This is a genomic window from Gemmatimonadota bacterium (assembly GCA_009835325.1).
Taxonomy (GTDB): domain Bacteria; phylum JAAXHH01; class JAAXHH01; order JAAXHH01; family JAAXHH01; genus JAAXHH01.
Genome location: VXWP01000082.1, coordinates 63,316 through 75,400, shown reverse-complemented (window position 1 = coordinate 75,400; position 12,085 = coordinate 63,316). Strand labels below are relative to the sequence as shown.

Below are 12,085 nucleotides of genomic sequence, written 5' to 3'. Positions count from 1 at the left end.
CAGTTATGTATTCGTTAAATTAGGGAACGAATACCTTTGCAGCCATACTGGCGATTCTTGTAGTTCTTCTCCGTACGATCTCGCTTGTCCATGTACCGTTTTCTGCAATTTTCCTATTCATCATGAGATTAGAATCTCTAAAAAGTTCTAGTTTTTCGTCAGTTGATTTGTTCGAAAATCTGTTGTTTTCTTCAGGTCCTAATATCGTCAAATTGCCTACCATATGCTTCACTGACTCAAGGTCTGGGTTTCTTTCATTCTCACTAGCATTCTGTGGATATATGTGTTCAATTGTTGTGTTTTCATAGTCGAACAACATAATACTGTCATTACATTTTGGTGTACCCCGAGCACCGTTCTCGTACCACTGGTGATATTCTTCTAATGTGGTCAGCATATACCGAATTTCTCTGTTAGATCCACGTACCACGTACGTTTTCGCCTCTATAATTGGCTTAAAAACCTCATCCCCGATATTAACGGCACTCAAAAGTTCTTTAAGTTCTCTTCGCAATCTCGTAATTGAAAACTGCCCAGAATCACGAGTATTTTTTGCAAACCTATTGTAAAGTTTTGTCAATCGATCAATATGGACATTCCCCATGGTTTTATACCTAAACACCGTTCTTTCAATTACTGCAACAGCTTTTGCTAAATCTTCCTCACCTACTTCGCATATTGAAAGAAGTAACGGAACCGCATTGGTGTGCCGTAGCATTCTGGCAAGTACCAAAAGCCTTTTTCGATCCCATTCATTTACTGTACTCGGCGTTGGAAACGGCCAAACTCCTTTCTCTAAGTCGTGAATCTGCTTCACATCACCATGCAACTGCCTGACCTCCGACATTAAATTAGATGCCTCCTCTGAACTCGGTATAGCATTGTCTGTTGTTGAGAATCGCCTATCTATGAACTGACGCGCGAATTCGTGTTTCCACGGTCTTTCACCTTCGTATGACGTAAAACACCATCTTAGGTATCGATCTATCTCGTTCGTAGAATATGACAGGATCCGATCCCATAACTCTGATACTTGATTTTGAATCTGGGTTGAATTCTGATAAAGTTGTTTTAACGTACTTGCTCGCAACAAATCCCCATCAGATAGCTGTACTCCTCTATTGTTCAAAACCTGAAATATCTGGTATGCTTCGCCTTTGTTATCCGAAAGCATTAATACCACTTCGCAATCTTCTAAAAGAACGTTGTTAACAAGCTGCCTTAAAAATTCAGTTTTCCTCTCTACACAAAGGTTATGCAATCGTTCAGTGAGAAACCTATTACACTGTTGATAAGCTTTTCGAATACGTTTGTGAGATATCCTATTTGGTGGATCCGCAGATTCACCTACTAGTGTCCCCTTAAAGAACGTATCATCTGCATCTGACAAGGTAAGTTTGTGTATCTCACTATACCCGTTTCCCGAATCTATTGTGCGGTACAAGTACTTCCGTTTTAACTCTACTATATCAGTTTCCAAGTTGGCCTTTAAATTTCCCACAGCGATATCTGGTTCTACTCGACTGTTAAGTTCCTCGACGATTTGTTCCAAACATTTGATAACCGACGAAACTACCATTACAACTGAAGCTAAACGCTGCTGTCCGTCAATGACTTCAAAGTTCTGCTGAAGCGGAGTATTTATGTCATTCTGCAACACTACAATTCCACCAAAAAAATGTGTTTTGGGGGTTCCTGAATTACGAAACTCAAGACATACATCAATGTCATTTAGGAAATCTTCGATAGACCTTTCTTCCCACGCATAACCACGTTGATACTTTGGTACCTTAAACGTGCGGTTGTTTTCGAACAAGCCGCCAAATGTTGATTGCTCTGGTGAAATCGCCATTCGTATACCTAACTATCGACCTTCAAGAACCTTATCGACTTTCAACTTGAATGTCCTTAAAAACGTCTCCAATGAACGTGGTCTATCTTCATTAAACCACTCTCTCAACATTTCAAAACCTGCATGAGCGTACTTGTTAAACTCATGTACACCTTCAGTACTTAGATGGTTTCTTGCATCTAAACTGACAAGATGTGCAATGGTCGAGTGGACTTCTTTCTTATCTGACATTGTCACACCCAGTTTTTCAAGTTCTCGGGTTAAAAAGAGAGAAATCAACAAGTTACCTCGACCGGCGTATTTTTCAGGGAAATAGTCAACTAGCTCTTCCGTTTCACTTTGTGGGCAATACTCTTTACGGTCAATACTGATTCCAGCAATGAAACAAAAATAAAAAGCATCGAACCCTATCTTAAACGATTTAGAACTGTACAAGTCTTTAAAAAACCAGTCTTGGGCGTCTCTATGTAATCTAAAAGGCGCCATCAGGCAGACTCCTCCTCAATATCAAGTTGAAACGAGTTAAAGAATGCCTCGCCTGGTACGACAAAACCATCGGATGTTTCAGAACTACCATCAATCTCTTTCGCTTGATTCTCAAAACTAGCCGGTCCTTTACGAAACACGGTAACAAATCGAACTTCGTCGGTACACGCCTTTTTTAACTGTGAAACAAATTGAGCTCGTTCCGAGGAAATCGTAAACGCGATAAACTGCCCAGTCAGTTTAGGGATTAGATCTCCGATTTTGGGCCGCACTGCTAAATCTATCGCCCCTGCGGGACTGTCTACAACAAAAGGTAGTTTGTGGTCTGATCTGTGAAATAAGGTCGCCAAAAACCCCCAAGCAACAGAAAGTGTTTCACCCGCACTTCCTCCCTCTTGCTCTTTCAACACAAGGCACTTATCTATCTTATCAATCAAGATGTTATTATAAGGTAACAACTCACTAATTCGTTCATTTGCTTCTACACAGATCTCGCTCGTTATCCAATCTCGTGCTTTCTGATGGGCGTTGTTTAAAATCTCGCAAAGTGAATCTCTCTTCGATTTCAATTTTATCGTTTGAGTAATCTCGGCCACCTTTGTTTCCGCGTCCTCAATGCGTCTGCTTATCTCTTCTATACCATTTACCTTGTCATCCGGTAGCTCTTTGTCTTTGCTTTCGTACTTTTCCAATTTGTCATTTATATCTTCCAAGTGCTTGGTCAGCGCATCGATTTCATCTCGCGCTGTTTTCACCGAGGGATCGGATCTTTCAGCCTCAAGTTGAAGAGTTTCGAGATCGTTTAAGGCCGTTCTTTCATTCTGTACTAGTTCTCCCAGTGTTTCTAGTCTTTCGTTCAATGCCTTAGCTGAACCATCTAACGATGAACCAACTGCGTCTTGAATCGCACTTTTCATAGAGTTCAGAAAAGCGATATCATCAGTATCAAGATACTGTTTTGCTCGAACCTTAATAACAGTTCGTATATCATCATCAATTGATCTACCGCATACGCAGTAGGACTCTTCTGCGAGTTCTTCGAAGAACTCCTTTGCAACACTTTCTGGCAACTTTACCCGATCCAGATTGGTTTTCATATTCATCATTGACTGAGCGAAAACCGATGAAATCGCATGCGGATCAAGCATAGCATCGAGCGTTTCTTGGGCTTCGTTCCTAAGCGATGACTGAACCCCCTGAACTTTTTCCTCAGCGAGTGTGATTTCATCAGATAGAGCTTTCTCTTTCAAAATTTCGTTTTTATACGCTTCTTCTTTGTTCTGGAGATGATCGATCAGTATATCTTTTGCTTTCAATAACCCGTCTCTCTCTGCAATCAACTGAATCTTTCTTTTTTTCAGAGATTTCAAACGATTTAACCGACGATTAAGTCCTCTTTCTTCTGTTGCATTAACTTGCTTGGTTTCTTCCTCCCAATACCTCGCTACCTTTCTCGATAACTCGTGAAAAACATCGATTTGAAACAGGCTTGTAACTACGGATTCAGCGTCCATATACTCGCGATCAAGTAATCGCTGAGCCAATTCTCCGTCGAAGACATAGAAACTCACGAAGTTCTCATTCATAAACCTTCTAAAATCTGACGGAGGATGAAAACCAACTCGCTGACCTGCACTTTGGGAGGATTGACTATCGGACGATCGACTATGAGACGTCTTGTACAGAACACTGTTGGTTTCGAAATCGAACTCCATTCTAATGGTGACTCGGCGATTGGAAAGCAGTAAGCTCACTTCAAACAGTCCGTCGTTGCGATTACTATCTCGCTTCCGATACTCACTAATTCTTGATCGATCCCACCTCTCGTCGCCAGCAGATCCAGATAGCGCAGCGCGTAGAAGTTCTAAAGTCGTAGTTTTACCTGTACCGTTGGGCATCTGCACAAGGGTAACATTGTTAGTGTTACCGTTCTCAGATCCACATCTGATTTCGTGATCTGGACAACGTAAACCCTCGGCCTTCCATCCCAGGATTCGTAGAACAGCGGACATTAACATTCTCCCTGGATACACCTAAATACATGCCCTTATTGGTTAAAAAACACCATCGATTACATTGTTCTTATCGTTGGTTTTGTTATTGTGATTCTCGTTACTCACAACAGTACCTTCATAAAGGACTTCCAAATGTAGTTTGGCCTGTGACGCATCGTTAATCTCCTCACTGCCGGAGTTTAGTGATTCAAACCAAGCTATTAACCGCTTTGCCACTCTGGGTGGCTGTCCAGCTTCCGCAACCGCGGCTTCTATGGCTTCAGTTATTTTGCGATCCAAACTCATTTACTCTCGACCTTCACTTTGGAAAGTTCGATTAACCAATTGCGTCGTTCTTCATCTACATTGGGAAAACCGTCTGAATCATCTTCGGTTTTGCGGATAAAGTCCACTATGTTGGCGGTTTTTTTAGGGTTATCCGGATCGATTCGTAGACAACGACCCATTCGTTGAATAGTTTCCAGCCTTGCGCGTGCTGAAGATAGTAGAATTACGGTGTTTAGCGATCTGATATCTATACCTTCTGACACGCGATGGCATGTCACTAGGCATTCCAAGTCACCACTAGCGAAACGCTTCAACGTATCCTGTTGCTCACCTGTAAAGTATGAATGAAAGTCCGGACGATACTCGTGAACAATGTCCAACACATTTGCGCCAAACTCCTGAGTTTCTACGAATATGATACAACGTTCCAAGAGGTCCTTATGCTGTGCAATAAAGTTCGAGAACACAGGTAATTTCGCTAGTGATGTCTTGTAAACATTCGCTACTTCGATCCACACCTCTTCATCAGACATAGGATCACCGGATTTAGCCCGTGCGTATCGCTTTCTGTAAATTGCTCGAACGCGTTCTTTGTCTTCAGGTGCTGGTTCATATTCAAGTGGATAGTAACTGAATTGCGTAAGGATTCCACGACGTATAGCATCTTCTAATCCGAATCTAGAAACTACTGGACCAATATGTTCCTCAATGAAAGCATTTCCGTCTCCATCATATTCCCTTTCAGGCGTGGCGCTTAATCCTAGCCTGAATCGTATTCCATTTGACAATCCAGACAACCGTTTGCAGGAAAGTGGGCTTCCTAGATTGTGCACTTCGTCGTGAATCAATAGTGTCCGATTCGCTTGGACTGTATTCAAGCTGCTAAGTGCGGCTGTTAAGGGATCTCTAGACACTCCCTGGCGTCGAGAAACGAGTAAAATCGATCGGAATGGATCAAGTACGAAATTTTGTACATCTTTATAATCTGAGTAATCCCTAAAAACCTTAAAATTGACCGGTAAGTGACGTCGCAAGGTAAGTAGTTCTCCACGCCATTGATCCAATAAATCAACGCCGTCCATCGCCACAATCACTTTGTCGATCTTTTCGGTTTCAACTAGATTTGAGATAACTTTTAATGCCGTCCTTGTTTTTCCAGTACCGGTTGCCATATTGAGAATCCCACGTTCGGCCTTAAGAAAATCCTGTAGTGCTTCCTCTTGATGGCGCCACTTGTCTTCGTTTTTTTCACTCCTGTGTTGATAACTCCAAGTTTTTTTTTGCTCAGAGATCCGCAGGAGTTTGTTTTCCACGGCCTCAGGAAATGTATAAACTTCAACTCCCAGATCATTACGATTCCAAAGGTCCTCAAAATGCTTACGTTTTCGTTCGGCACGACTATGACTTAACCAGGATGGATAAACATCAATACACTCCCTATTATTCTCGTAAGAATTCAGACTTTCGTTTGAGGATCCCGTAAATGCAACGTAGTCTTGTTCATCATGAAAGACGCCTATCTTCTCATGGTAAACGCCCGTGCCAGTCTTGGGTACAGCGATTAAGATCTTCATCCTGCCTATCTTTATCAACGTACACAAACGTGCTACGCCATCGCCCATGCCATCTGCGAATTGCTCGTCAACGATCGCTTTGAGTCGAGACTCGCATACGTCTTTTCTAACTGCCCCTTCCTTAATTGCCTGTAGATCACGAGCTGACAACTCAACCGATGTGACCAATCGTATGTTTCCACCATTCTTGATAAACGTACCCAAAGGTGCACCAAAAGCTTCGAGTGATGAACTGGAGAAATAACCAACTGCACGCCAGTATTCACTTGATACTTCAAGGCTTGGTCGGAGAAGTTCAGCGACAATATCGTTGTATCCCGACCTGTAGTCTTCTTTGTAATCGATATCTCTAAGGCCCATAGCAAAGATCCAATTGGCTATATTACAGTCGGTAATCGTTTAAACTAACCGACCACTTTGTACAACCAAATCTCGTCAGGAAACAACTAAAATCCAGCATCCTTAATCTGGTTTGCGGCGTGCAGTATTACAATTCTAGAGGTAAAACACACTGTCCGAGTTACATCAATGATCCTATACGCGACGCAATCTGTGACCAATCAATGTCATCCGTAAGGTGACACCACGATAGCCGCACAGCACCATTGATTTCATCGTCAGAGAGTTCCATGGCCTTCAAAACGTGGCTTGGTGTATAGCTTTGCGATGTACAAGCCGATCCATTCGATACAGCGGCTAGCCCCTTCAGCGATAGCATCACTGCCTCTGATTCTACTTTCGGCACTGAGAAATTGACTACGTGAGGTAGGACATGATCCTGATCGCCGTGGAGATATATCCCCAAACCGCCCAGTGCTTCCAAGGCGCTTTCGCGGATTTCTATGCACCTGCTTCTTCGTTCGAACCAGGTATATTCCGCGATTTCGGCCGCTAGTCCGAATCCTGCAACTAGAGCAACAGGAATCGTACCAGGTCTAAGTCCGCGTTCCTGGCCGCCACCAAAAACGAGCGGATTAACTGGTGGTCGTTTAAAACCACGTTTTCGAATTACCAGCGCACCAACACCAACTGGACCATAGATTTTATGAGAACTTACGCTAATTAGATCAATCCTGTCGTTACACAACTCTGATATGGATTTACCAAAGCCTTGGGCGGCATCTGTGTGGAAGTAAGCATCGTAGTTCCCGAGCATTTCGGCTATTTCATTGATAGGCTGTAAAACTCCGGTCTCGTTGTTCACATGCATCACAGAGACTAGTAGCGTGTCTGTACGAACCTCGGCCTCAATCGCTTCAACTTCGATCCTTCCTCCGCGGTTCGGTTTAACCAAAGTGATCTCGAATCCCTGTCGTTCTAGCATGTCCAATGGTTCCAGTACCGCTTTGTGCTCTATCTCCGAAGATACGATGTGATTCCTGCCTGTTTTTCTACCGTAATCCGCGATGCCTAGCAGAGCGATATTGTCGCTTTCAGTGGCACCACTTGTGAATACGACTTCATCAGGTTTAACTTTTACCACTGATGCAACCCGTTCACGAGCTTCCTCCACCGCACGATTGGCCCTGATACCATACTCGTGTGTCCGGCTACCCGAATTGCCGACTTCGTCAGCAAAATACCTGATCAAGGTATCCTTCACGGCCGGCTCAAGTGGTGCCGTCGCATTGCAGTCTAGATATGCACCAAACATCGTCATATTAGAAATTCAAATTGGGGGTTTACTACACGGTAAAACCACGTTATCTTATTGTAAACTACCAAACATCTGTTTTAGGTCTTTATTGTACCGCTCATGTACTGAAGCTGCAAGAGAAATAGAAGCGAAGTACCGCGGTTACTTGACCCGTGTTTTCATGAATATAAGGTTGCGAATTCCATGGTATAAATGCAAAACCCAAGGTATGTTTAAAAAGCCACCGACTAAGACAGATGTAACACTTTATATCGCTATCTGAAGGGAACAAGGTCGGTCAAACAGCAATGAACCAGAAAGAAAACCCACGATCTATATTCTCTGGTCTCGGACTGAAACAGACCATTGCTTCTTATCTCAAAGAGGTCACGGCACTTTATCAGTCCGATGAAATACCTTGGGTCGTTGGTTATAGTGGAGGTAAGGATTCCACTGCTGCGTTGCAGCTTGTATGGCTCGCCCTCTCCAGCCTCGACCGGGGCAATCTGCATAAACCTGTTTATGTCATCAGCACAGATACACTTGTAGAGAATCCGATCATCGCGGCCTGGGTTAGAAAGTCTCTCGAAAACATAAATAAAGAAGCTACCAGCCAGAAGTTACCTATTACCTCTCACCAACTCACTCCACTGACATCGGACACCTTCTGGGTGAACCTTATTGGACGTGGTTATCCAGCACCACGTCCGAAGTTTCGATGGTGTACTGAAAGAATGAAGATTCAACCATCGACTAGATTCATCAACGAGGTTGTTCAAAAACATGGTGAAGCAATTCTTGTACTAGGAACTCGCAAGGCGGAAAGTTCTGTGCGTTCCAAAGTCATGAGTAAATACGAAAAAAGACGTATCCGCGATCACCTTAGCCCGAATGCCAGTCTACCTAATTCACTTGTGTACTCACCGTTAGAAAACTGGTCTAATGACGATGTCTGGCTTTTTCTAATGCAAGTGAAGAACCCATGGGGATATGACAATAAGGATCTCCTCACAATGTACCAAGGTGCTACTGCTGGCGGAGAGTGCCCCCTTGTGGTTGATACCAGCACACCAAGCTGTGGAGATAGTCGTTTCGGTTGTTGGGTTTGTACATTGGTTGATAAAGACAAATCAATGCAAGCGATGATCCACAATGATCAAGAAAAAGAGTGGATGTTGCCACTTCTTCAGCTCCGTGATGAGCTAGATACACGGGACGATCGACATCTACGCGATTTTCGAAGGCAAAATGGTACAGTTCAACTGTTTCATGATCGTCCTATCCATGGACCATATAAACAAGAAGTTCGTGAACAATGGCTGCGCAAGGTATTGGAAGCTCAAGCGTTTATAAGAGAGAACGGTCCTGAGCAAGTCCGTAATATCGATCTCGTCACACTTGAAGAACTTGAAGAAATACGCCGAATTTGGGTTGTTGAGAAGCATGAAATGGAAGACATCCTGCCCAAGGTGTACGAATCTACAACTGGAATGTCGTATCCCTACAAACGCCTTGATGACAATCATGCCTTTGGGATAAACGAAATAGAGTTGTTAAAGGAAATATGTGGCAACGATCAAGTACATTTCCAACTCGTACGTGAGCTACTTGCAGTTGAAAAACGATACAGTTCCATGTTGAGGCGGTCCGGGGTGTTTGAAGCTATAGAGAAGGCCTTAAAACGCGGGTACTATGAAGACAAAGAAGATGCGGTCGATTATGCGCGTTTTCGCCGAGATACACTACAAAGCGCGATAGACATCGCCGAACAGCAAAGCTGTAATGGGAACATCGAACAGATTACATTCGAACTTTCCGACCAGTCCTCCAATGAAGGACAAGTCACTTGATAATCGATGAGATTAACCTAACCAATTTCGGGGTGTTTGGTGGACGACAGCATCTTCGTCTAACACCACCATCCGACAAAAAGCCAGTAATCCTAATTGGTGGTCTTAATGGAGCTGGTAAGACTACGCTGATCGACGCTATACATCTTGGTCTTTATGGACCAATCGCTAAGTGCTCGAATCGTGGAGCACTTAGTTACCAGGAATTCCTTCGCAGATGTGTACATGGTCACGCAAGAACTGAAGAAACAAACATTGAAATCGTATTTCGATACAGGACTGACGGGAAAGAGCGAAGTTACCGTATTATTCGATCTTGGGAAATTAAAAACAGTCGTGTTCGCGAGCGGTTTGATGTTCTGTTGGATGGAAAAAAAGATCCAGTGCTTACTGCAAACTGGCTAAATCAGGTACACGAGTTTTTTCCACCAAACATAGCACATCTTTTTCTTTTTGATGGTGAAAAGATTGAGGGGTATGTAGGTGAAGATGATTCTGCAGACTTAATAGGTTCGGCAATCGAAAACCTCTTGGGTTTGGATATAGTCGATCAACTTCATAGGGATCTTGAAACGCTGGAACGCCGTAAACGCACCGAACTACACGAAAGCGAGACACAAGAAAAGATTGAAACTATCGAAGGCGAACTGGCGATATTGAAATCACAGCTTGAAGGATTGATAAAAGAACGAGCCAACAATGCTGCTGCTCTCAATAAAAAACAATCTGCTCTCAAGAAGGTGGAATCACAATACCGTAAGCTTGGTGGCGTACTCTTTGATAAACGGCAGTTAATTGAAGACCGAAAAGTCGAAGCTGAACAGACTGTCAAATTAGGGCAGAACTCTCTCCGGGAAATCGCTTCCAGTGAACTACCTCTATTATTGGTCAAGCATCTGTTGGATAACATGGCCAAACAAGATGCAAATGAAGAAGCAAGTAGACTCAACCGTGGGTTACTCAATACTCTCGAAAATCGAGATTCTACATTCCTGAAACAGATTAAGAAACTGTCAAATGATGGTGATTTGGTCGAGAGTATTCGGCAAATGCAGCTTCAAGATCGACGATCTCGTAAAGAACGAGTAAAGATCCGGGCCTACCTTCAACTTTCTACCGAAGCACAGATCCGCCTGAAAACTTTGCGTGAAGAATCACTGACCAGTGTTTTTCGTACGTCACAATCGTTACTCGAGAAACAGGAACAACTCGAGCTGGATTTAAGTTACACAAGCACCGAATATGCTAACATACCAGCACCAGATACCCTTGCGAACGTCCTCAAGCGAAGGGAGAGGCAGCAATCTGGAATTTCAGACACCGAAACAGAAATCAACGTACTTGATGGTAGTATTGGTCGACTTCAACGTGATATCGAACGAAAACACTTAGAACACGCAAAACTACTGAACGAAAACGCAGAACTTTGCATCAAGAGCAAAGATCGGGATCGTATTCTATCATATACTTCAAAAGTTCAAGGGACAATAAAGCAATTTCGCATGATGGTAATACAACGCCACCTGAGGCGTATTGAAGAACTGGTATTGCAAAGCTATAAACACCTTCTTCACAAAACATCACTCGTCGACCGGCTGACTATTGATCCCGATAGGTTTAACTTAACATTGTTTGATAAAGAAGATAATCGAATCCAGATTCAAAGACTCTCTGCTGGTGAACGTCAGTTACTAGGCGTTGCTTTACTTTGGGGTCTTGGAAAGGCATCGGGACGTCCTTTACCCACCGCCATCGATACTCCTCTCGGCCGTCTTGATACAACCCATAGGTCACATCTCGTTGAGCATTACTTTCCTTACGCTAGCCATCAGGTCCTTCTACTGTCCACTGACGAGGAAATCTCAGGGGAGTATTTACGGAAGTTGAATCCCTGGATCGGCCAAAGATATCAACTTGTGTATGATGATGTATTAGGTAGGACTCAAGTTAATGAAGGATACTTTGAGGGTATCAAACAAACTCATGTCAATTGAACATATCAGGTTATCTCAAACAGCCAAGGACCAGTTGATAAAACTGAAACGTCGTACCGGTATAAAGCACTGGAACGTTCTTTGTCGCTGGGGTTTCTGCGTTTCGTTAGCTGAGAAGAGTATTCCACCAGATGTACCAATACCGGGAGATAGTAACGTAGAAATGAGCTGGAAGGTGTTTGGTGGACCTAATCACGAACTGTACTTAGCTATCCTAAAAGAACGATGCAATCAGGATGGGATTGATACAAATCCTGAAGCTCTGGCAAGACAATTCCGACTTCACCTACATCGAGGAATCGGATACCTATCGAGCAACAGCGACATTAAAAGTATCTCTGATCTAGTTGCACTACCGATGGAGGACCATCGATAGAGTTCAGTCTTTATTACACCCTTTATCAGGACTCA

The 12,085-nt window shown here is 43.3% G+C and carries 9 protein-coding genes; 3 read left to right on the top strand and 6 right to left on the bottom strand.

The window, feature by feature from the left end:
* Window positions 1-19: 19 nt before the first annotated feature.
* The 6 genes from F4Z81_10920 to dndA all read right to left on the bottom strand — a co-directional run bounded on the left by F4Z81_10920 (window position 20) and on the right by dndA (window position 7,848).
* On the bottom strand, window positions 20-1,852 hold the full coding sequence (locus F4Z81_10920; protein MXW05567.1) for a DUF262 domain-containing protein: 1,833 nt from the start codon (window positions 1,850-1,852) through the stop codon (window positions 20-22).
* A 12-nt stretch (window positions 1,853-1,864) separates the two neighbouring features.
* Complete coding sequence (locus F4Z81_10915) at window positions 1,865-2,338, bottom strand: hypothetical protein (protein MXW05566.1); 474 nt, start codon at window positions 2,336-2,338, stop codon at window positions 1,865-1,867.
* Window positions 2,338-4,350: an AAA family ATPase gene (locus F4Z81_10910; protein ID MXW05565.1), complete on the bottom strand. Its 2,013-nt coding sequence runs from the start codon at window positions 4,348-4,350 to the stop codon at window positions 2,338-2,340. The genes F4Z81_10915 and F4Z81_10910 overlap by 1 nt, the downstream gene beginning before the upstream one ends.
* Before the next feature lie 42 nt (window positions 4,351-4,392).
* Window positions 4,393-4,638 carry a hypothetical protein gene (locus F4Z81_10905; GenBank protein ID MXW05564.1) on the bottom strand — a complete coding sequence of 82 codons (246 nt, stop codon included), beginning with the start codon at window positions 4,636-4,638 and terminating at the stop codon, window positions 4,393-4,395.
* Complete coding sequence (locus F4Z81_10900) at window positions 4,635-6,554, bottom strand: hypothetical protein (GenBank protein ID MXW05563.1); 1,920 nt, start codon at window positions 6,552-6,554, stop codon at window positions 4,635-4,637. Before F4Z81_10900 ends, F4Z81_10905 begins: the two co-directional genes overlap by 4 nt.
* A gap of 160 nt (window positions 6,555-6,714) precedes the next feature.
* A complete protein-coding gene (dndA, locus tag F4Z81_10895) occupies window positions 6,715-7,848 on the bottom strand; it encodes a cysteine desulfurase DndA (protein ID MXW05562.1) in 1,134 nt (377 codons plus the stop codon).
* Window positions 7,849-8,138: 290 nt separating this feature from the next.
* On the opposite strand from dndA, the gene dndC reads away from it, so the two are divergent.
* From dndC to dndE, 3 genes are read left to right on the top strand one after another with little or no spacing between them, the layout of a single operon-like run.
* Window positions 8,139-9,680 carry a DNA phosphorothioation system sulfurtransferase DndC gene (gene dndC / locus F4Z81_10890; protein MXW05561.1) on the top strand — a complete coding sequence of 514 codons (1,542 nt, stop codon included), beginning with the start codon at window positions 8,139-8,141 and terminating at the stop codon, window positions 9,678-9,680.
* Window positions 9,677-11,674, top strand: a complete 1,998-nt coding sequence (gene dndD, locus F4Z81_10885) for a DNA sulfur modification protein DndD (GenBank protein ID MXW05560.1) — start codon at window positions 9,677-9,679, stop codon at window positions 11,672-11,674. Before dndC ends, dndD begins: the two co-directional genes overlap by 4 nt.
* The gene (gene dndE / locus F4Z81_10880; GenBank protein ID MXW05559.1) at window positions 11,664-12,050 is read left to right on the top strand and encodes a DNA sulfur modification protein DndE; all 387 of its coding nucleotides are present in this window, start codon (window positions 11,664-11,666) and stop codon (window positions 12,048-12,050) included. The genes dndD and dndE overlap by 11 nt, the downstream gene beginning before the upstream one ends.
* The last annotated feature ends 35 nt before the right edge of the window (window positions 12,051-12,085 follow it).

Coding starts and splice junctions, on each gene's coding strand:
- F4Z81_10910 (MXW05565.1), bottom strand. CDS start 4,350: ATGTCCGCTGTTCTACGAATCCTGGGATGGAAGGCCGAGGGTTTACGT.
- F4Z81_10900 (MXW05563.1), bottom strand. CDS start 6,554: ATGGGCCTTAGAGATATCGATTACAAAGAAGACTACAGGTCGGGATAC.
- F4Z81_10905 (MXW05564.1), bottom strand. CDS start 4,638: ATGAGTTTGGATCGCAAAATAACTGAAGCCATAGAAGCCGCGGTTGCG.
- dndE (MXW05559.1), top strand. CDS start 11,664: ATGTCAATTGAACATATCAGGTTATCTCAAACAGCCAAGGACCAGTTG.
- dndC (MXW05561.1), top strand. CDS start 8,139: ATGAACCAGAAAGAAAACCCACGATCTATATTCTCTGGTCTCGGACTG.
- F4Z81_10920 (MXW05567.1), bottom strand. CDS start 1,852: ATGGCGATTTCACCAGAGCAATCAACATTTGGCGGCTTGTTCGAAAAC.
- F4Z81_10915 (MXW05566.1), bottom strand. CDS start 2,338: ATGGCGCCTTTTAGATTACATAGAGACGCCCAAGACTGGTTTTTTAAA.
- dndA (MXW05562.1), bottom strand. CDS start 7,848: ATGTTTGGTGCATATCTAGACTGCAATGCGACGGCACCACTTGAGCCG.